Source organism: Tenacibaculum sp. AWR4_210, from assembly GCF_056160945.1.
In genome coordinates this window covers 58,599-78,569 of sequence record NZ_JBSWYF010000010.1, presented here as the reverse complement: position 1 = coordinate 78,569, position 19,971 = coordinate 58,599, and the positions used below count along the sequence as shown (strand labels likewise).

The following is a 19,971-nucleotide window of genomic DNA, read 5'->3' as shown; positions in this document are numbered from 1 at the left end:
GAGTAGTATTGCGCGAAAAAGAATCTAACGACAACCTATGAACTTACGAGAGTATATCGTTGAATTTTACCAAAAAGATTTTACGGATAAGACCTATCCTTTTGAGGTTAGGAAACGACAAGTAAAAAAGGGAACAGTCATCCTTCCGTATGGTAAGGTTCCAACAAAATTTTACTTTTTAAACGAAGGAATTGTGGAGATAAAAGTGCTAGCTTCTGGTGAGGATGAGAAAACCATGTTGTTTCAGTTTGCCAATTCTTTTTTTGGGTCTTATGTTGCAGCATTATCAAAAATCCCGTCCGTGATTCAGTGTACTGCAATTTCGAATTGCCTATATGAGGAGTTTACTTTTGATGCATACCAAAAGGCCTGCGAACATTCTTTGCTGGTGAATAAAATAGGAAGAATAGAACTCGAAAAGAATTTTTTGAGAACCGTGCAACGAGAACAAGATTTTCTGACGAAGTCAAAAAAAGAGATGTACCTCGATTTGATTTCCAACAATCCCTTAGTATTGGAAAAGATTCCACTTAAAAAAATTGCCAATTATCTAGGAATTTTACCCGAAACCTTGAGTAGAATTCGAAAGCAGGTCATTTCTTGACTTCAAGTCAATTTTGGGTTGCGTTTTTCTGTAGATATTTGCCGAAATTAAGGTTAGTGTTTCGGTAGATTGTTGATTTTAAAAATGTTTGTAATACTTTTTAGCGAAACTAAAAGATTAAAAAGAATTGACTTTTCATAAAGTTATACTTTTTATGATGACAAGAGCGAATGAACTTCCCTTGAATTATTGCTTAATGACAGCACTATCCCTCCCGATCCCCCTTTTCCATCTTGTATTGTGGTTCCATTATAGCGTAAAGCGAATAGTGACAATGCGAGAACCGGGAGGCGATGGTACTGTATTGAAAGGGTAGAGATCGCGTTTTCTGAGGAAACAGATTGAGGTAAGTACAGGAAAATAATTCACTATTTTAGCACTATGCGAAAAGAAATGTCACTCCTAAAAAAACATGTTGAGTCGGTAGTTGGAAAAGCAGATTGGAGCGGGAAATCCATAGAGTATTCAGCGTTTTTTGAACTGAAAATGTTTAAAAAAAAGGAATTGCTCATGAGTGCTAGAGAACGAAAATTTCCACTTTTTTTTGTCAGTTCGGGCTGTCTACACATGTATTTTGAATCTGAAAAAGGTAGCAAGCAAACAGTGCAAATGGCTATAGAGAATTGGTGGTTAACCGATGTTATGGCCTTTGTAAAAAATCGATCTGCCGATTTTAGTATCCAAGCCGTAACTCCGGTGACGGTTCTGTGTATTTCTAAAGAAAACTATGACCGCTTGCTGGAAACGTACAGTGATTGGAATCATTATTTCAGAAAAGTGTTCGAGATTGCTTACGGAGCTTCTTTGCTGCGAATGAAGTACCAATACGCCTACACAAAAGAAGAACGGTACCGATATTTTATCGCACAATACCCTGAATTTGAACAACGAGTGCCTCAGTACCTACTCGCGTCTTTTTTAGGGGTAACCCCCGAATACATAAGTGAGCTGAGAGCAAAAATCCGTTCTTAAACCAGCTTAAGAAAATTGAGCACTACTTCCAATAGTTTTGTTGAAAGTAAAATCAGTTTTTATGAATCAGCGATTAAATATTTATCAAGAGCAACCAGAAGCCTTACAGGGAATGTTAACCTTGGAACAGTGGATTGCGCAGAGTGCCTTAAGTAAAAGAGAAGTTTCTTTAGTTAAACTGAGAGCTTCTCAAATAAACGGCTGTTTGTATTGCATACAAATGCATGTTCATGAGGCGGTCAGGGCCGGAGAATCCGAGCAGCGTTTGCACCAAGTGGTTGCCTGGCGAAAGGCAAGTGTTTTTTCTGATGAAGAACGAATACTGCTATTGTTGACCGAAGAAATGACCACCTTGAGTGATGAAGGAATTCGGGAGGAGTCCTACGAAAAGGCTTTGGAACTGTTGGGAGAACAAAAACTCATTGCTGCCATCATGACCATAACTGTAATCAATGCTTGGAACAGAATAGCTATTGCCACCAAGCTTCACTAACAATGCAAAAATCACCGTCTGGTATTAGGCGGTGATTTTTGAGTTATGATGGAGGTGCCGGTTTAACTTATAGACAAGCGCTACTAGGGTAGCTCCTGCTATTGGAGCTGTACAATAAATCCAAATTCCATTGTAATTCCCTGACACCAGAGCTGGACCAATACTTCGAGCAGGATTGAATGAGCCTCCACTCAAGGGACCTGCAACCACAACTCCCAAATAAACGAGTAGTCCGAGGAGTAAGCTCGTGGTAACTAAATTTTCTTTAGTGCGTTCCGAAGCGATCAATACAGCAAAGAGTAGTGAGGTCACTAAAAATTCGAAAATAAAACTAATTGTGATCCCTGCCGTGGGTAGGGTTTCTCCTAAGTGAGGAGCGGTCGGAAATAGCAGGTATAATACACTACTGGCAAGCAAGGCTCCAAGGAACTGTACAAGGATATAAAAGCATGTTGTACTCGGTGCTAGTAGTCCTCGAACACAATTTGCGATGCTCACTGCAGGGTTGAGGTGTGCACCTGATAGCGGTCCTAAAAGATACACTAGAAAAAAAACAGTCAGTCCAAAAACGGCAGCAACTCCTTGGAGCCCTAACACATTTTCGTGGGTGGTGTTTATAATGGCAGCACCAGTTCCGATAAAGACCAATAAGAAGCTTCCGATAAATTCAGCGAGGTATTTTGTCATAAAATAGAATTATTTTTTTGACAAAAGTAACAGGACTTCTACACGGGAGTAGCTGTTAAAAGTTCAATATTTTATGAATATGGATCGGAGTTTTGAACGCGTTTTGGAAGATACATTTCGGGAGACTTAATTTGGGGGAATTGCATGAAGAATTACGAGTAAAGTTAGGGGTAGGAGCTAGATATTTTATGGGGGATTAAAGATGCTTTAGTAAAGTAATGGTATTATTTCATTGAAAACTTGTGGATTATGCTATCGTATTCGCTGTGCCTAGGCATATTTTTTTTGAGGCGTTACCTCAAGTTGTTTAAATTGAAATTCATTGAGGTACAACGGCAATTGGGAATTCGCATTCCAACTATTAAGTTGCTGACCAGCTCCGTTAATTACTATGTAGTAACGGATTTGTGTAGTACCAGAGCGCAGTTCAAAATTAGTATCGTTGCAATTAAGGCAGCGATCACTGGTGAGTATTTTGCTATCGGGAAAATGAAAATCTCTAAAATTAGTTTCTTGTTCCATCATCCACGCATCTTTCCGAATCCATAAAATAGCAATCAAACAAATAACCAAAGTCATACTCACTGCCGCTGCATAAGATTGGTAAACCGATAGCTTGTTGCGGAGTTTGTGAAACGGCCTTAGGTTTTCATGTACTTGTTGTTTGTTTTTTTCTTTTGAAATAGGACTGGCTGTTTCCATGCGGTGATGCGTGTGTACGTTGTGAGTTTCTACCTGCGTTTTCTGATAGCTGCTGTAATTTTCGTACCCCAAATAATTGCAAAGAGCTCGCAGTACTTCGGGGCGCTTTATACAACTCGGTTTCTTAAAGGCTTCTCGTAAACTCTTATCCCCGTAAATCACATTGTATTCATCCAGTAAATAGGTGGACAGGTACTGTGAAGTTTTGGTTCTTGAAATAGGAGTTCCTAATTCTTGTTCTACTTCTACTTTAGTTTTTGCAAAAGCTTCTTGAACGATTTGTTGGTGCATAATATTAAGTTTTAAATGGTTAAGTTTTGGGAAAATTCAGGGAAATACACTTCCTAAATCTTTCTCATTAGTTTCCTTTTTAATTCCTGATTTCTTTGAGTAATCGCTGTTGCTTTGTACCGGAATTTACGAAGCGATATTACTAATTTATTGCTAGTAACTTCTCCACTAGTAGCGATGGACTTGTGTCTTGAATTTGGAAGTACAAGACGTTTTTCTCTCCCTACTAGACTTCCAAAAGGCCTAATTAATGTGCGCAAACACATAAAAACAGTTCGAGTTACGCTCGATAAAAAAACAGTTGTCTAATAATTACAATTACAAAATGAAGAAATTAACCCTAATAATGATTGCGGTTTTCCTCAATGGAATGCTCATCTCTTGTACTGATAATGATGAAATATTAACCCAAACTGATACTAAATTAACCAAAGAAGTAAAAGCAAGCACAACCGAATTACAGGAGGATTGCTGTAGCGGTGATGGTACCATATTACCTCCACCACCACCTGATAAACCAACAAAAGATTAGTTGTTAAAAGTAGTAACACTCTATCTTGGAATTAGTATTTTAGGGGAATGAAAAAAGGCAAAATTTCATTCCCCTATTTATTGTTTTTTCTACTTTGTTTTGTTCAGGTTTTTGGACAGGTAGAAACTGATACTATTACGTATTATCAAAAACTCGTCGGAAATCCTCATGGCGAGAATGATTTGGTAGATTCCTTCCGATTTTTTGATTCCTTGTACCAAAAGGCCGAAGCTGAAAACGATATTCGTTACATGGTAATGTGTCTTATTTATCAGTCTGAAATTGAATTTATGCAAGGATATTTCGACGATTCCGAAGAGACGATTATGTTGGGACTGGAGCAATTGGAAAGCGAAGATGAAAGTACCTACATCAAGACCTTAAAAGTAAGTTTATACAACCAGTTAGGTAAAATTGCCAAAGGCCGTAACAGTTATATCGAAGCAAAAAACTACTACAATACAGCTTTGAAATACGCGTCAGGTGGAGCCGATAGCAGTATTATTCTGAACAATTTGGCCTCTGTGTATCGGGAAGAAGGAAAGAAAAGTGAAGCCTTCCTTCACATGAGTAAAGCCTTGCAGAAAGTCGATACTACAGACTTGGGATCTTATTCCCTTTTATTGGATAATTTAGGCCTTTATAAATTGCGGTTCACCGAAGGAGAAGGAGAAAGAGAATTGTTGCGAGCATTGGAGTTGCGAGGCGATGAAATATTTAAATCGAAACGCTATTCTTCCTATGAAAACCTTGGGAACTTCTATTTAAAAAATGGTGATTCCGCTAAGGCAAAAGAAATGTTTTTTAACGGGCTCTCCGTGGCAAGTGATTATAATAACGACGATTTTACGATTCGATCACTTGAGAATATTTTAGCTTTGAGTACCGATTCAATTGCTAGAAAGTATTCCGAGCTCATCAGAGGAAGGTCTACATTGAAAAGCAAGCAAAATGTCAATTTTGCCTACCTAAAATACAACAAAGACAAGGAGAAAAAGATCGCTGCAGAGGAACGAGAAGCACGGATTTTATATCAGACTTTAGGAGTCTTGGTTTTTTTCTTGGCCGTAATATCCTACTTTTTTTATCGTCAACAGCACAAAAAAAATCTCGCCGAGAATATCATAGAAACTGAAGGACGAATTTCCAAAACAGTCCATGATGTTATTGCTAATGATCTCTATCAGGTCATGAATAAAATGCAGTATGCAGGTACCGTAACCGATGAAATTTTAGACGATTTAGAAGGGGTTTACAATAGAGCGCGTGATATTTCAAGAGATAATTACGTGATTCAAGAGGATATGGATTTTCTCGAAATTTTAAACGACCTATTCAGCAGTTATAAAACCGATGAGATTTCAGTAATTACCAAGAATTTGTCTATGATTAATTGGGACCTGCTGCCCCTTTTAAAAAAGAACGTCCTGTACCGGGTATTGAAAGAATTACTTACCAATATGGCAAAGTACAGTGAGGCTTCACTGGTGGTCATTGCCTTTAAAGATACAGGGAAACATATCGAAATTAAATACAAAGATGATGGTATTGGGTGTCATATTTCAAAAAAAAATGGATTGATAAATGCGGAAAACCGTATTCATTCTATTAGCGGAAGTATTACCTTTGAATCGGAGCCTCGAGAAGGATTTGTTAGCAAAATTATTATTTGATATGTTTAAGAAAGTTTTGATTGCTGAGGATATGGATGATATCAATAAAGGTGTCTATGCTACGCTCAAAGAAATGGGAGTTCGGCATATCGATCAGGCACAGTATTGTGACGATGCTTATCTTAAGGTACAAAAAGCAATTGCCAATGGAACACCCTACGATTTATTAATCACAGATTTGTCGTTTAAGAATGATTATCGCGTACAGTATTATACCTCCGGATTGGATTTGGTTAAGGCCCTACGAGAAAAAGAAATTGCGATTCCCGTTATTGTGTATTCCGTCGAAGATCGATTACAACCGGTGAGGACATTTATCAATATCTATAAAGCAAGTGGTTATGTTTGTAAAGGACGTCATGGATTAAAAGACTTAGTACGAGCAGTAAATCAGGCCTATAGTAGTGAGGAACCGTTTTTGTCGTTCTCCGTTGAAAAAGCCTTGAAAAGTTCTGAGAGTAATGATATTAATGATTACGATATTCAATTGTTAAACCAATTGGCGAAAGGACATTCCCAAACTCAAATTAGTGCAAACTTTGCCAAAAATAATATCAGTCCGAATAGCTTGAGCTCCATTGAGAAACGTTTGACGAAGCTCAAAGATATTTTTAGAGCAAACAATTCTGCTCACCTCGTAGCGAAAGCAAAAGATTCTGGATTTATCTGAATCAGATTTCTCATTTTTTTAAAAGTTCAACGATTTATACAAAAAAAATTAATGGCCTTACGGGAAACCGTAAGGTTTTAATTTTTTAGAATGTTAAGTTTGAGTGTTTTTAGTGTATTGTGTATTTGGTACAAGAGTTTTACACCTAGCAAACTATTCGTTATTCTATTATTTGTTGTTGGTTTTGCTAGTGCAATTACATACGGTTTTCACACCGAAAAGGGGTAGGAATTTCACCGTGAAAACTGCCGATATCAACGGTACTCAAAAAGGGAAATTGATGTACAAACAACCGTGACTAAAGGATTTGTAATTTGTTTAGTGTTGAGTCTGATTAAAAATCAATTACTACTGCTACAATGGCTAAAAACGAATTAGTACAGCAACCGGTATCGAGGCCTTCTCTGTGGAAGGTCTTCGGTACATTGTTCTCCGCTAATTTTGTTGCTATTTGAAAATCACCGTCGAACTGAATTTTTTAGGAAGCTTAGCTTTTTCCCAATTGCTTGAGCGCTATTTCCGATCCAACTTAATGGAATTAAAAAAGCCAACTCCGATAAGGAGCTGACTTTCTTCGAAAAACAATTAGTAAAAAACACTAGTTGCAACGACTGAGAATTGCTGTGAATTCCTGGTCATTGCTAATTGTTAAGCCTGTTTTTCCACCTAAAGAGAAATGAACAGGATAGGTGAGGTTAAAGCGATCGTTTGCTTTAATGCCATCTAACAAGTTGAAAAGATCCGTATCGGAAGTTAATTTTTTTGATTGTTGATTGAGATCTGCAGTTATAGGGTATTCCAAAACAAAACAATCGTCCTTGTCAATCGTAGCATCAAAACACATGTCGAAAAGGGCTTCTAGTTTATTTTGTGAGTATACATAGCGCAAACTGTTATCTGCCATTTTTAGTTGTATCGGAAATTGGAGTGCAGGCTCTTTCGTTTTGTTTAAGCCTTTAAAGTATTTTAGCAATGCCGCTTTATCATTCATTGTAATCGTCTTTCCTCCTTCCAAGGCATTTATAGGAAACTGAAATTCAAAACAGCGAAAGCTGTCGAGAAAGTCGTAGTTTGCAATGCGACTGCAGTCTTTGTATAAATTGTCAAACTGTTGACCGTTTTTAACGTTGATTACTTGTTTTGTCGTAGTGTAGGTAACGGTCATTGGATACACAAAGTCAACTTTGGTCGGGTCTGGAATTTCTCGGTAAAAAGAGCCCATTTCTGGTTCGTTAGCAACGGATTTTACCAAATTTCCGTCGGTTAGTTGCAGTGGGAAGTTTAAATAAAAACACGATGAAATGCGTTCCTTACAGCTGTCGTAAGCAGCATTGAGTTCACTGTAGTTGTTAATATCCGCAGTTTCTCTGCTTCCTCCAAAGTACTTTACTTGGATAGGGAATACAAAATAGGAAACAACTCCTGGATTGAGACTTGCGTAAAAGAGCGCTAGTTCTTCGTCGCTGTTCATGGTTACAGTGCTACTGCCCTTAGTAACTTTGAGTGGGAAAACATATTCAAAACAGCTATAGGTAGTGATACAACTGCTGACGAAGTTTTCTTCTCCTTTGTTAGGTTCCTTTTCATTAGGGCCCACCAGTTTTTTGAGTTGAGTAATAAGTTGGTTTTTTGCAGGATCCATCGGAACCGTGACTTCATTACTGTTACAGGAATTAAAAATACTCGTGAGTAACAACACTAAAATTAAGCTACTCTTTTGTACTAATTTGTCAAACATAATTTTGAGGGTTTAAGGGGTTGTTTTTTTGTTCGTACAATAAACGGTTGAATTAGATATTACCCCAGTGCAACCCTATCAGTTAATTGTTAAACCCTACCAGTTTACCATTGTTTATAAACCTGTGTTAAGAGCTAGGTATGAGAATTGTGAATTGGTATAGAAAATTATAACAGTATTTTTAGAAAACGAGAAAGGATAGTTTTTAGTTTTGAGAAAAATACAAAAACTATGAATGAGAATTATTGGTTTCTTTGGATACTTTTGGCAAGTACTTTAATGGCTCAAGCACAACAGCAGTCGAAAGGTATTTATGTAATCGATGTAGAAACCCAAAAACCCATTCCTTTTGTAGCTGTAAAGAACTGCAGAAGCAATGAAGGAAGCTATACAAATCAATCGGGTCGATTTGAATTACTGGAGTTCCGGAAATCAGATACTTTATGTATTAAACACCTCGGTTATGAAGCTAAGAAAATACGCATAGATCAACTCAAAGACACTGTAGTAGGACTGTATCAACTACCCGTAGAACTCGATGAGGTTGTCATAAATACGAAACGCTTGCATCCAAAAACAACGGTGTTGGGTTATGCCAATAAGTCCAAAATTTTAACGTGGTATATGCAGCCCCAAATGGAATTTGCCGTATTGCTTAAGTATCATAAAGCGTTGGCAAAGGCAACGATAAAGGAAATTCAGATTCCAATTAATACAAAGCAGCTAGGAGCCAAGCGAGAGAAAAAAAGGAAATTTCGAACTGCATTTCGAGTACAGGTATATGAAAATAACGATGGTATTCCAGGGAAATCGTTGTTGCAACAGCCTCCGATGGTAATTTGCAATGAAAAATCAGCTAATTTGTTAAAAATTCAGTTGCAGGAGCCATTCCCGCAGTTTGGAGCCGAAGGCGTTTTTATAGGAGTGGAAATGTTGGGGGCCATAGATGATGCTGGGACTGTACGATACCAAGATCGAGGAAGACAGATTTTACCTGGGTTAAGGTTTACACGTAAAAACAAACGCCGGTTGAGTACGAAGTCGTATGTAAAATATCCCTTTTTAGAAAATACTTGGAAAAGCATTGCTTCCTTAACACATTTTGAAGATAAGGGATACAAATTGGCAGCGAGTATCGTGGTGGTCTACGATCGGAAGTAGCTCCCCTCCCCAAACAACGCGGTGTTTTTAGGGAGGGGAAGAAACTAAGATGCTTGGGCAAAGTTTTGAATGGCTTGATAAGCATGGTTTTGTAAATCCTGATCTTCCAATTCAGGAAAAAGCGCTCCCTGATCTACCAGAGCTCCGGTGAGTACGTTTTTTTTACTGGCATAGAATTTTCCACTTCTCAGATCGGGATTGTTCAGTGCGTTCACAAAGCGTTGTGCACCTTTTTCTAAACTGTGAGACAGCCCTAATAGCGGCATAATTAATGGCATTCCTATATATTTAAAAACGAATCGTTGAATGGGAGGAAGGTCGTTCATTCCTTCTGTACCTCGTGTTCCTCCCGGACTTATGGAGAGAAATGTAAATTCTGGATGTTTACGAGCCATTGCAGACATCCACAGCGTTCCGGCAAGTTTAATATAGCCGTATACTTGCATCGCGTCAAATTTGTTTTCAAAAAATCGACCGTCGTAAATACGAGTGAATTCTTCGGCAGATCCAGAACTTAGTTCAGGACGTTTCATCCCTGTTTGTTGTATCCCTCTTGCAGCTTCTGAGCTCGCAAATAGTACTGTTTTCTTGAGCTTACCAGCCCGAATTAAGGAGTCCACGAGAATTACATGCCCCAGTAAATTGCTGGCAGTAATGGTCGTCACACCTTCGGGGGTAAGTTTTTCAGGAGTTTTCCCCCCGATACCTCCGGCATTTAAAACAACGGCATCTATGGCTTCCGGTAATTCATGTACCGCTTTTTTTACGGTAGCCGGTTGTGTCGTGTCGACTGAAATAATTTCAAATTTGTGACTTTTTGTTTGCTTTTCTAAGTCGCGTTGTGCTTGACGAGCTTTTTGTGCGTTTCGACACGCCAAGTAAATTTTTTTGGTGTTGGGTAACAAGGCTAGTTGCCTGGCGGTGTCTTTGCCGATTCCGGAGTTCGCTCCGGTGATAAGGAAGGTTTTAAGAGTGGTCATGAGATTGTTTTTTAAGGTGAATACTTAGTAGTACGATTCCGAGGATTCCTAGTATAAATTCTAAGGCAGTAGCTTTGACAAGACTATCAACAGGCATACCATCGAGAAGTATACTGAGGAGTCGACCCAAACCGATGGCTAAAAAACTCAAGGGGGCAATAATCGTGGCGGTTTGTGTTAAATATCGGTTTACTACGCCGCTTAACGTAAGCAAGGCAGCAACTAAAAGTAAGGCAGCCGAAGCTCTTGTTTCGTTTAGTAAATTGATGTTGTTTCCTAAATCGATACCTGAAGCCGCTTTGATCATTTCAGGAAATAACAGGGTGGATCCTCCGATACCGAGTAACAGGAGTCCCGTTATCGAGAGGTAGGTTTTGTGAATGGTGGTAAATTTCATAATTGTACTCGTTTAGTTTATTACTTACTGGAGCAAAATTCCTGAAATTTGGGGTCTAAGGATTTACAGTTTAGGTCAAAGGCTGATCATTTTGGTTCAATCGGTAAGCAGAGGGTGAAATTGCGTAAATGGATTGGAAGTTACGATTGAATGTAGTAATAGAGTCAAAACCAACATCAAAGGCAATATCGGATATTCTGTATTCCTCCGATTGCAGTAGCTGGGCTGCGCGTTCAATTTTTTTTCTATTTAGGTACTTTTTAGGACTTTCATCAAACACCTCTTGAAATTTTCTTTTAAAAGACGACAGACTCAGATGGCAAAGTGCAGCCAATTCTTCCAGGCTTAAGTTCACGTACAGATTGTGTTGTATTGTAGAAGCAAAGGAGCTGTGTTTAGGTTTAAAAAGTCCTGCCAAAAAATCGAGTTGGGACGGAGCTTGTTCTAATTTACTTATTAGTAAAACGAATTCTTTAATTTTAGTCTTTATAATTTGAGCATCTGCCAATTCTGGATGGTCGAGCAATATGCCAATACTCGCTTTGTAGTTTTCTAATAGCTGATTTATTGGGATTTGCTTCAGGTTATAGGTGCTTTGATGGTTCGATGTGGAGAGGTCGAATTCAAAGATTTCTTCAACCAAAGAGGGGTATAGGAAAATACCGATAGATTCAACAGGATTGTTGCAATCGGCAGCCTGTGTTGTAGGTTCGAAAAAATAGTTGAGACACTTGGCTAACATTCCCATTTTGGGGTTTAACTTCAGGTAATCTTCCTGACCACGTACCGCTACTTCTCCTTGATTTACGAACATAAAACAGGCTTCATTTTCAGCGTACTCTTTTAGGGTTCTACTAAAATAGGGCATGGATAGCTTTATAAAAACTATCCGGTCTTTATAACGGAGTACCTGCTCTTTGAATTCTGTAATGGCCATGGTTTAGGAGTTACTTGAAAGCTGAGTTTTTCTGTATTGCGTCGGTGTTTGTTGTGTCAACTTTTTGAAAGCGTGATAAAAAGTAGCCTTGCTATTGAAGCCGACATCTAAAGATATGGCAAAAATGGTATCTGGCTTCTCTTCAAGTAGTTTCTTTTTAGCCTCTTCTATGCGAAATCCATTGATGTAGTCAGAAAAACTCACCTGTTTGTTTTCGTTAATGGCTTGAGAAATATGTGGTACAGAAGTATCCAAACGGCTGGCCAAATTATTGATTTTAAGCTCCGATGATAAGTAGAGTTTTTCTGCGAGTACCAAATCATTTATTTTTTCAAACAGTGCCAGTGAGTTATTTAGACTGGAACGTTGGTATTTTTTGCGTTCGTTTTCTGGCAAATCGTTATAATCACCCGTAAAGGCGAATACAGGGAAATACATCAGTGAGTAGATAAAAACAAAAAAGTAAAGCGTGTACAAAATGGGTTCCGTAGTAAATACGAGTTTAAAGCTTACCATTTTAAATAACAGCAGCAGTACTTGCACAAACATGGCAACGATAATACCTATGTTGATGAGCAGCATCCAGCGGACCCAGCGAAGGTAGATGTCTTTTTTAGTGTCGAGTTCTATCAATAAAGGTTGCGTTGTGAACAAAACAAAAGCGCGATAGATAAAAAAGATATTGATCAAACACGACATCATATAGTCGTAAATACCGTATTGTATAATCGGTGAATCGACATTTTCTAATAGCTCATAATACGATTCGGAGTCTCCTAAAATACGAACGGCATAAGAAAAGAATACCACCTTACAAAGTGCGGTAATTCCCAATAATAGGAGGTAAGGCTTGAAATTGACGTTGCGGTTAATCAGTGTAGAACTAAAGTACAAAAAGCTGATACCGACAAAGTGAAAGATGATAAAGAAAATAAAGTCGACAAACAACGGAGTGTTGATTCGATTGATTTCCAAAAAAGTCGTAATGGATAAGAGGGTATAAATAACAACGATGAGCAACAAACTCTTTTTAACTACCTTTTTTCGCGTAAAGTTGTTTCGAGTTGATAGTATAAAAAAGCTCAAGAACAATCCTAACAAGGTACAAATGGTAGGAAAGAGTTGGGTGAATTTCATAGATCCGGGCTTAGATGTTCCTACAAAAATAAGATTCTTCAACTAAAAATGTCCATTTTTATAAAATTGAATACAGTAGTGTGTTAACTGGTTGTTTTTAAGGGTTTTGTTAAGGAGTGTAAAAGTGTCTAATATTATAAAATACGACAATTATACAAGGAATGATTCCTAGTTTTGCATCTCAAATTTAAAATTAGTATATTTATTATCAGTCACTTAGTTGCGTTATTCGTGATTCTTCCCCCTACAGCTAAGTCCTATCTATCAAAACCTAAATAATGAAGAAATTTGTTTTAATACTGAGCTTGTTGAGCACGGTATTTCTCGTTGCACAGCAAAAGAGAATAGTCAATGTCGGGATTTTACTCGACCAGCAAGCTACGGAGTTGGCACCACTGTTAAAAGAATTACAAGTGCAAATACAAACTGTAGTAGGAGAGGATGCACTCGTGAGATTTCCTGAGAAGTCCTTGCTCATTAATGATTATGACACTGAACTCGCAAAAGCGCAGTACAAGACATTATTGGCGAATGAAACGGATATCGTTTTGGCATTCGGTATTGTAAATGGGTTGGTATTATCCCAACGAACCAGCTATCCGAAACCGACGGTATTGTTCGGAGCGTTAAATCAAGATCTGCACAAAATAGATATTAGTAAGAGAACTTCAGGAATCGAGAATTTCACCTACTTGGTAGATTCTCAGTCTTTTCTCAGTGATTTGAAAAAGTTCAAGGAGTTGACCAATTTTAAAAAGGTGGGAATTATTATGGAGAAAAAGATCGTCGACCTTTTACCCATAACGCAACTTTTTGCCTCGGAGTTGGAAAAATTAGACGCAGCTTATACGCTTATTAGTTACAGCAGACTCCAAGATATAGAAGATCAATTGTCGGATGTCGATGCCGTGTATTTAGCAGGAGGTTTTTTTCTGAAACGAGAGGAAGTAAAATCTTTAGCAACGTTGTTTATCGATAAAAAGATTCCGTCGTTTACCATAAATGACTTGGAGTACGTGCGCGCAGGAATCATGGCGAGCAATCAGTCAGAAGATAATTTGGATCAGTTTTTTAGGCGAGTAGCCATAACAATTGAGCAGTTTATAGCAGGGAAACCCTTAGCTGAATTACCTGTGTACATCGACTATAACTCACGTCTTACGGTCAATTATACGACTGCAAAAGCAGTGGGAGTCCCCATCAAGTACAGCCTGATAAACGATACTGATTTTGTTGGAGAGGAGTACGACCCAAATGCTGAACAAACCTATACTCTACAATCGGTAATGGATCAGGTGCTGACTGCAAATCTAGGACTGAAGGCAACCGAGAAAGATGTCGCTCTCAGTGAGCAACAAGTACAAACAGCTAAAAGCAATTTCCTTCCTAGTGTCAGTGCCGCCGCTACCGGTACTTATGTAGATCCGCGATTGGCAGCCATTAGCAATGGCCAGAGTCCAGAGTTTTCAACGGCTGGAAATATAACCTTACAGCAAACCGTTTTTTCAGCTTCGGCAGGAGCGAATATTACAGTTCAAGAGGCCCTGAAAAAAGCACAAACTGAAAATTACAAAACGGAAGTATTGAATACTGTTTTTAATGCCTCTAATGCCTATTTCAATGCACTGATTTTGAAAGCAAATGCGCAAGTTCGCATGCGTAACTTGGATCTGACCAAACGAAATTTGCAAATAGCAACAGAAAACTTTGAAGCCGGTGAAGCTGGGAAATCAGATGTACTTCGTTTTCGCAGTGAGCTAGCTCAAAACACGCAAGCCATGATTGAGGCAATCAATCAATTGGAACAAGGATTTGTGAGTTTAAATCAGTTGCTAAACAATCCGATTGAGCGAGCTATTGATGTTGAAGACGCTGAACTGGACAAAGGCCTGTATAAAGATTATAACTACCAACAGCTTACCGAACTGCTCGACAGTCCTACTACCCGTGAGCCTTTTATTGCCTTTTTGATTGAAGAAGCGAAAAAAAATGCGCCCGAATTAAAATCCTTACAGTTTAATTTACAAGCTACTGAGCGCAATATGCGATTGAGTGGATCCGATAGGTTTTTACCTACCGTTGCCTTGCAAGGTCAATACAATCATACCTTTAGTCGACACGGAAAAGGAACGACTCCCTTACCCGGTTTTAGCGTATTAAATTCAAATTACAATGTAGCGCTAAATGTGTCGATACCTATTTTTAATAGAAATCAGAATACGATCAACTTGCAAACAGCGAAAATCCAGAAGGAACAAATTGAGTTAAACAGGGCCAATAGTGAATTAAATATAGCAGCAAATGTTCGTAATGGAGTGCTCAATTTAGTAAATCAAGTGTCTAATATTGAACTGTCAAAAGTATCAGAACAAACGGCTCAGGAGGCACTAGAACTCACGCAAGCTTCTTATAAAGAAGGGGCAGTTACTGTTATTCAGCTCATCGATGCCCAAAATAATTACATCAATGCACAATTAGCAAAGGCCAATGCCGTCTACAATTTCCTCATAAATGCCCTGCAATTGGAACGCAATATCGGTTATTTCTTTTTGCTCCACAGCCCAGAAGAAAATCAAAACTTTACGCAGAGATTTAAAGAATACCTACTAAAAAAATAATTCAATACACGAAAATACAGTTAACAATGAAATACAGTATCTCAACAATTCTAAGCTTAGTCATGACCCTAGCGCTCATCGTTGCCTGTGGTTCCGAAGAGAAAGCCGTTATCAAATTAATTCGCCCCGTAAAGTATCAGGAGGTACAAGTATATGGCGGGGATAAACAACGTTCTTTTAGTGGAACATCGAGAACTGATAAGATCATAAAACTCAGCTTTCGAAGCGGAGGAATCATAACGAAGTTTGCCATCAAAATTGGGCAAAAGGTTAAAAAAGGACAAGAATTAGCAGTATTAGACAATGTGCAAGCTCGTTTAAATTATCAGAGTGCCTTAGCGAATTTGAACAGCGCTGAGTCAGCGATGAATACGGCTAAATTGAGTTTAGACAGGTCGCGCAGACTCTTTGAAAAGGGAAGTATCGCCCTGAGTAATTACGAAGCTGCAAAAAATCAGTTTACGTCTGCAAAAAATTCCTATGCGACAGCCAAACAAAGTGTAGCACTCCAGCAAGAACAAATTCGTTACGGATATTTAGTAGCACCGGAAACAGGAATCATAGCCTCAGTGGTAGCCGAATCCGAAGAAAATGTCAGCGCGGGGCAAACTATTGCAACCTTAAATGCGGGAACAGCCATGGAGATATCTCTGGGATTACCCGAAAGTGTTATTAATGGCGTTCGCGAAGAGATGGCGGTAGAAGTAGCATTTGCAGCAATCCCGAATACGGTGTTTAAAGGAAAGGTTACGGAAGTAGCCCCTGCTGTAGACGCCAATACTGCTACGTATCCGGTTAGAGTGGTACTGACCAATCCTTCTGCTGCTGTAAAGAGCGGAATGGCGGCAAATGTGAATTTTCATTTGGACAGCCAGTCGACTACTAAAAAACAGCTGGTAGTACCGGCAAATGCCGTTGGTGAAGACAGTAATGGAAACTTTGTGTTTGTCATCTTACAAGAGGGAGACACTACAAGGGTAAAGAAACAGCTCGTTCGAATTGGAGAGCTGACCCCTGATGGCTTTATTATTTTGGAGGGATTGACACAAGGAGAAAAAATTGCGACTGCAGGCTTGCAAACGCTTTTAGATGGACAGGAAGTGAAACTAAACTAAGCGACAAGGATGAATTTAGCAAAGTTTTCGATCGAGAAGAATCGAATTACCTTTATGGTATTGTTGACCATAGTTATTATGGGAATGGTAATGTATACAGGACTGTCCAGAGATAGTATGCCTCCGTATACAGTACGTGTGGCTTCTGTGGTTTCGTTTTTTCCCGGAGCGAGCCCAGAACGCGTTGAGTTGTTGGTGTCTGATAAAATAGAAAAATTAGCACAAGAGCTCCCAGAGCTAAAGGAGGTCACCAGTACATCCAGAACTGGACTGTCAGTAGTGGCTGTTACTTTAAAAGACGAAACTCCTACAGAAAAATTACAGGCAGTATGGGATCGTTTGAGACGAAAAATTTCAGCTATCGAAGGATTGCCACAAGGGGTACGCCCCGATTTACAGGACGACGGTATTGGCGATGTGTTTGGAATTGTAGTCGGACTGACCTCTGATGGGTTTACCTATGCGGAAATGAAAGAGTATACAGACGATATTCGCGATGACCTCATTGCCCTGTCTGATGCTGCCAAAGTGGAAATAGGAGGAATTCAGGAAGAACGCGTCTTCGTCGAATTTGACAATACGCGTTTAAAAGAATACGGACTGTCGGCCTCTAAATTACAGCAAATAATTGCGAGTACGAATATTCTGAGTTCAGGAGGACAGGTAAATGTAGGAGACGAACGCATTATACTTGAACCTTCAGGGAATTTCAATTCCATTGAGGATATTAAAGAAATGTTGGTGCCTGTTGGTAATGGATCGCAATTAGTGAAATTGGGAGATATTACGCAAATCAAAAAAGGCTATGTCGATCCACCTACTCAAATTGTGAAAATTGATGGGAAAACTGCCATGTCTTTGCACATAAACTTAAAAAAAGGAGCCAATGTCATTGCTTTGGGAACCGAAGTTGATCGGGTAGTTCAGACTTGGAAAGCAAAGCTTCCCGTAGGTTTGGAGTTAACACGAGTATCCTCAATGGACACGTATATCGATAATAAAGTCCAAAACTTTATCAGTAACCTAATGCAGTCTATCGGTATTGTATTGGTGGTGATGTTGGTGTTTCTCGGATTCAGAACCGGATTTGTCATTGCGAGCTTGATACCCATTGTTACGATTATGACCCTGTTGATTATGGGGGTAATTGATATGGGACTCAATCAGGTGACCTTAGCAGCGCTTATCATGGCCCTCGGAATGCTGGTCGATAATGCGATTGTTGTCGCAGAAACTATTATGGTAAAGTTAGAACAAGGAATCGATAGAAAAACAGCGGCTGTGGATACCTTTTCGGAACTCTGGATGCCCTTGCTCATATCTACCTTGACAACCTCTGCAGCCTTTTTGGCTTTTTATATGTCTCCGACGACTATGGGAGATATTGTAGGTCCTATTTTTGTCGTGATTACCATAGCCTTGATGTCGTCGTGGATCATTGCACTTACCATTATAACCCTCTTTTGTTACTTGTTTTTAAAGCAGGTACCCAAAGCGGAGAAAAAAGAGAGTGTTATCGATAAAACCATCAACCTGCTCAAAGAAAAATACAAAGATTTGATATTGATCACACTCAAGAGAAAATGGCTGGTGATTGGCGGAATTTTTATTGCCTTTTTCATGGCGATATTCGGATTTACAAAAATTCCTTTTTTGTTTTTTCCCGATAGTGATAGAAATATGGTTACCGTAGATATCAATCTACCGTTAGGAACCAAAATTGAGCGCACCAAAGAAATAACTGCTAAAATTGAGCAATACATGCTCGATTCTTTAAAAACAAACTCGGAACGAACACTAGGAATTGTGGATTGGTCTTCGTACGTAGGGCAAGGTCCCGCGTCATACGACTTAGGTTACAGTCAGGATGAGGCCAACTCTAGTTATGCCCACATCTTGGTAAATACCTCTTCGTTTAACGAGAATAAAATGGTCATAGCAAAACTAGATCATTTTACTTTTGAGAATTTTCCGAATGCCGATGTGAAGGTCAGTGCTCTGGGTTCAGGTGGAGGAGGTACTCCTATTGAAATCAAAGTTTCAGGAAGTCAGCCTGATGAGCTCGCCAAAATAGCCGCAGCTGTAAAAGCCAAGCTAGCGAGTTTTCCTACCACTAAGAATATCAAAGATGACTGGGGGCCGAAAAGCAAAAAGTTCCTGATTAAAATAGATCAGAATAGAGCGCAAACAGCCGGAGTGTCTAGTCAAGATATAGCGACCTCGTTGACAACTGTTTTAGATGGTTTTCAAACGGGAGAATACCGTGAAAATGACAAGTCAATACCTATTTTAATGCGCAGTGGCGATAGCCAACAGCAGAGTTTAGCTTCGTTGGAAACACTGAATATCTTCGCACAAAATTCCGGGAAAAGCGTACCGCTATTACAGGTCGCGACCATCGTTCCTCAGTGGCAATATTCAAAAATTAGACGTCTTAATTTGAAGAAAACAATCAATGTGTCTTCAAAAATTAGAGAAGGAGGAAATGCGAGCGCTATCATGGCCGAAGTAACTCCTTGGTTGGAAGCTCAACAAAAAAACTGGCCTCGTGGGTATGCCTTTGAGCTCGGTGGTGACGCTAAGCAAACGGCTGAAAGTATGGGGTCTGTTATTAGTTACCTTCCTTTATCGGGCTTTATAATTGTGTTATTACTAATTATCCAGTTCAATTCTTTTAGAAAAATGGGAATGGTTGTACTGACGATTCCATTAGGAATTATTGGAGTGGTCATAGGTTTACTGCTGTTCCAGGAACCATTCGGATTTATGCCTTTTTTAGGGGTGATTTCGCTCGCCGGAATTGTGATTAACAACGCAATTGTATTGATTGATAGAATGGAAATAGAACTGAGCTTAGGCAGAACCTCACAAGATGCCATTATCATGGCCTGTTTGCAGCGATTCCGACCCATTTTACTCGCCACCTTTACTACGGTACTCGGATTGATACCGCTGTATGTATCGGGAGGTGAAATGTGGGAAGGTATGGCGGTAAGTATCATGATCGGACTGCTGTTTGGAACTGTGATAACGCTGCTGTTTATTCCAGCCTTATACAGCGTTTTATTTAAGGTGAAATTTGCTGATTACAAGTTTAACAATGCGCTTCTTGAGGAAGCTTAATGTTAATTATTTATGTTTGATGAAAACCGAGCACGTGCTCGGTTTTTTTTATGGAGTAAATTAAAGGTTCAATCACCGATTTTTAGGTGTAAATCCAAAAGAAACTCCGTGTAGTATTTTTTAATTGGTTGTTCACGTCGT

The 19,971-nt window shown here is 39.0% G+C and carries 17 protein-coding genes; 10 read left to right on the top strand and 7 right to left on the bottom strand.

What is annotated here, in order from left to right; all coding sequences use genetic code 11:
• The first annotated feature begins 37 nt into the window (after positions 1–37).
• The 3 genes from ACXAG7_RS16785 (at position 38) to ACXAG7_RS16775 (ending at position 2,069) form a co-directional block, all read left to right on the top strand.
• Entirely contained in the window at positions 38–604 is a 567-nt protein-coding gene (locus ACXAG7_RS16785; protein ID WP_408044710.1) for a Crp/Fnr family transcriptional regulator, read from the top strand.
• Between the two features lie 381 nt (positions 605–985).
• Positions 986–1,576 (top strand): Crp/Fnr family transcriptional regulator, encoded by a 591-nt coding sequence (locus ACXAG7_RS16780; RefSeq protein WP_476667537.1) that lies wholly within the window; start codon positions 986–988, stop codon positions 1,574–1,576.
• A gap of 61 nt (positions 1,577–1,637) precedes the next feature.
• A complete protein-coding gene (locus ACXAG7_RS16775; RefSeq protein ID WP_476667536.1) occupies positions 1,638–2,069 on the top strand; it encodes a carboxymuconolactone decarboxylase family protein in 432 nt (143 codons plus the stop codon).
• A 24-nt stretch (positions 2,070–2,093) separates the two neighbouring features.
• Here the strand turns inward: ACXAG7_RS16775 and ACXAG7_RS16770 are convergent, their stop codons facing one another.
• Positions 2,094–2,756 (bottom strand): MIP/aquaporin family protein, encoded by a 663-nt coding sequence (locus ACXAG7_RS16770; RefSeq protein ID WP_476667535.1) that lies wholly within the window; start codon positions 2,754–2,756, stop codon positions 2,094–2,096.
• Between the two features lie 270 nt (positions 2,757–3,026).
• Entirely contained in the window at positions 3,027–3,749 is a 723-nt protein-coding gene (locus ACXAG7_RS16765) for a hypothetical protein (protein ID WP_408044706.1), read from the bottom strand.
• A gap of 325 nt (positions 3,750–4,074) precedes the next feature.
• Here ACXAG7_RS16765 and ACXAG7_RS16760 point away from each other — a divergent pair, with 325 nt between their 5' ends.
• From ACXAG7_RS16760 to ACXAG7_RS16750, 3 genes are read left to right on the top strand one after another with little or no spacing between them, the layout of a single operon-like run.
• Complete coding sequence (locus ACXAG7_RS16760) at positions 4,075–4,281, top strand: hypothetical protein (protein WP_476667534.1); 207 nt, start codon at positions 4,075–4,077, stop codon at positions 4,279–4,281.
• A 47-nt stretch (positions 4,282–4,328) separates the two neighbouring features.
• Complete coding sequence (locus ACXAG7_RS16755; RefSeq protein WP_476667533.1) at positions 4,329–5,954, top strand: tetratricopeptide repeat-containing sensor histidine kinase; 1,626 nt, start codon at positions 4,329–4,331, stop codon at positions 5,952–5,954.
• 1 nt (position 5,955) lies between these two features.
• Complete coding sequence (locus tag ACXAG7_RS16750) at positions 5,956–6,624, top strand: response regulator (RefSeq protein ID WP_408044703.1); 669 nt, start codon at positions 5,956–5,958, stop codon at positions 6,622–6,624.
• Between the two features lie 598 nt (positions 6,625–7,222).
• Here the strand turns inward: ACXAG7_RS16750 and ACXAG7_RS16745 are convergent.
• On the bottom strand, positions 7,223–8,362 hold the full coding sequence (locus ACXAG7_RS16745; RefSeq protein WP_476667532.1) for a hypothetical protein: 1,140 nt from the start codon (positions 8,360–8,362) through the stop codon (positions 7,223–7,225).
• 231 nt (positions 8,363–8,593) lie between these two features.
• On the opposite strand from ACXAG7_RS16745, the gene ACXAG7_RS16740 reads away from it, so the two are divergent.
• The gene (locus tag ACXAG7_RS16740) at positions 8,594–9,523 is read left to right on the top strand and encodes a carboxypeptidase-like regulatory domain-containing protein (protein WP_476667531.1); all 930 of its coding nucleotides are present in this window, start codon (positions 8,594–8,596) and stop codon (positions 9,521–9,523) included.
• A gap of 44 nt (positions 9,524–9,567) precedes the next feature.
• Here the strand turns inward: ACXAG7_RS16740 and ACXAG7_RS16735 are convergent, their stop codons facing one another.
• The 4 genes from ACXAG7_RS16735 to ACXAG7_RS16720 all read right to left on the bottom strand — a co-directional run bounded on the left by ACXAG7_RS16735 (position 9,568) and on the right by ACXAG7_RS16720 (position 12,974).
• Complete coding sequence (locus ACXAG7_RS16735; RefSeq protein WP_408044700.1) at positions 9,568–10,503, bottom strand: SDR family NAD(P)-dependent oxidoreductase; 936 nt, start codon at positions 10,501–10,503, stop codon at positions 9,568–9,570.
• Positions 10,490–10,900: a DUF4345 family protein gene (locus tag ACXAG7_RS16730; protein ID WP_408044699.1), complete on the bottom strand. Its 411-nt coding sequence runs from the start codon at positions 10,898–10,900 to the stop codon at positions 10,490–10,492. The genes ACXAG7_RS16735 and ACXAG7_RS16730 overlap by 14 nt, the downstream gene beginning before the upstream one ends.
• Before the next feature lie 70 nt (positions 10,901–10,970).
• A complete protein-coding gene (locus tag ACXAG7_RS16725) occupies positions 10,971–11,837 on the bottom strand; it encodes a helix-turn-helix transcriptional regulator (RefSeq protein ID WP_476667530.1) in 867 nt (288 codons plus the stop codon).
• Between the two features lie 3 nt (positions 11,838–11,840).
• Positions 11,841–12,974: a helix-turn-helix domain-containing protein gene (locus ACXAG7_RS16720; RefSeq protein WP_476667529.1), complete on the bottom strand. Its 1,134-nt coding sequence runs from the start codon at positions 12,972–12,974 to the stop codon at positions 11,841–11,843.
• 278 nt (positions 12,975–13,252) lie between these two features.
• Here ACXAG7_RS16720 and ACXAG7_RS16715 point away from each other — a divergent pair, with 278 nt between their 5' ends.
• Genes ACXAG7_RS16715 through ACXAG7_RS16705 form a run of 3 tightly spaced genes read left to right on the top strand, consistent with a single transcriptional unit; the run spans position 13,253 to position 19,830 of the window.
• On the top strand, positions 13,253–15,592 hold the full coding sequence (locus tag ACXAG7_RS16715; RefSeq protein ID WP_476667528.1) for a TolC family protein: 2,340 nt from the start codon (positions 13,253–13,255) through the stop codon (positions 15,590–15,592).
• A 26-nt stretch (positions 15,593–15,618) separates the two neighbouring features.
• Positions 15,619–16,707, top strand: a complete 1,089-nt coding sequence (locus ACXAG7_RS16710) for an efflux RND transporter periplasmic adaptor subunit (RefSeq protein WP_408044695.1) — start codon at positions 15,619–15,621, stop codon at positions 16,705–16,707.
• Between the two features lie 9 nt (positions 16,708–16,716).
• Positions 16,717–19,830, top strand: a complete 3,114-nt coding sequence (locus tag ACXAG7_RS16705; protein ID WP_476667527.1) for an efflux RND transporter permease subunit — start codon at positions 16,717–16,719, stop codon at positions 19,828–19,830.
• Positions 19,831–19,971 lie beyond the last annotated feature (141 nt).

Excerpts from the sequence above, each read along its gene's own strand:
- ACXAG7_RS16785 (WP_408044710.1), top strand. The coding sequence starts at position 38 with ATGAACTTACGAGAGTATATCGTTGAATTTTACCAAAAAGATTTTACG.
- ACXAG7_RS16780 (WP_476667537.1), top strand. The coding sequence starts at position 986 with ATGCGAAAAGAAATGTCACTCCTAAAAAAACATGTTGAGTCGGTAGTT.
- ACXAG7_RS16775 (WP_476667536.1), top strand. The coding sequence starts at position 1,638 with ATGAATCAGCGATTAAATATTTATCAAGAGCAACCAGAAGCCTTACAG.
- ACXAG7_RS16770 (WP_476667535.1), bottom strand. The coding sequence starts at position 2,756 with ATGACAAAATACCTCGCTGAATTTATCGGAAGCTTCTTATTGGTCTTT.
- ACXAG7_RS16765 (WP_408044706.1), bottom strand. The coding sequence starts at position 3,749 with ATGCACCAACAAATCGTTCAAGAAGCTTTTGCAAAAACTAAAGTAGAA.
- ACXAG7_RS16760 (WP_476667534.1), top strand. The coding sequence starts at position 4,075 with ATGAAGAAATTAACCCTAATAATGATTGCGGTTTTCCTCAATGGAATG.
- ACXAG7_RS16755 (WP_476667533.1), top strand. The coding sequence starts at position 4,329 with ATGAAAAAAGGCAAAATTTCATTCCCCTATTTATTGTTTTTTCTACTT.
- ACXAG7_RS16750 (WP_408044703.1), top strand. The coding sequence starts at position 5,956 with ATGTTTAAGAAAGTTTTGATTGCTGAGGATATGGATGATATCAATAAA.
- ACXAG7_RS16745 (WP_476667532.1), bottom strand. The coding sequence starts at position 8,362 with ATGTTTGACAAATTAGTACAAAAGAGTAGCTTAATTTTAGTGTTGTTA.
- ACXAG7_RS16740 (WP_476667531.1), top strand. The coding sequence starts at position 8,594 with ATGAATGAGAATTATTGGTTTCTTTGGATACTTTTGGCAAGTACTTTA.
- ACXAG7_RS16735 (WP_408044700.1), bottom strand. The coding sequence starts at position 10,503 with ATGACCACTCTTAAAACCTTCCTTATCACCGGAGCGAACTCCGGAATC.
- ACXAG7_RS16730 (WP_408044699.1), bottom strand. The coding sequence starts at position 10,900 with ATGAAATTTACCACCATTCACAAAACCTACCTCTCGATAACGGGACTC.
- ACXAG7_RS16725 (WP_476667530.1), bottom strand. The coding sequence starts at position 11,837 with ATGGCCATTACAGAATTCAAAGAGCAGGTACTCCGTTATAAAGACCGG.
- ACXAG7_RS16720 (WP_476667529.1), bottom strand. The coding sequence starts at position 12,974 with ATGAAATTCACCCAACTCTTTCCTACCATTTGTACCTTGTTAGGATTG.
- ACXAG7_RS16715 (WP_476667528.1), top strand. The coding sequence starts at position 13,253 with ATGAAGAAATTTGTTTTAATACTGAGCTTGTTGAGCACGGTATTTCTC.
- ACXAG7_RS16710 (WP_408044695.1), top strand. The coding sequence starts at position 15,619 with ATGAAATACAGTATCTCAACAATTCTAAGCTTAGTCATGACCCTAGCG.
- ACXAG7_RS16705 (WP_476667527.1), top strand. The coding sequence starts at position 16,717 with ATGAATTTAGCAAAGTTTTCGATCGAGAAGAATCGAATTACCTTTATG.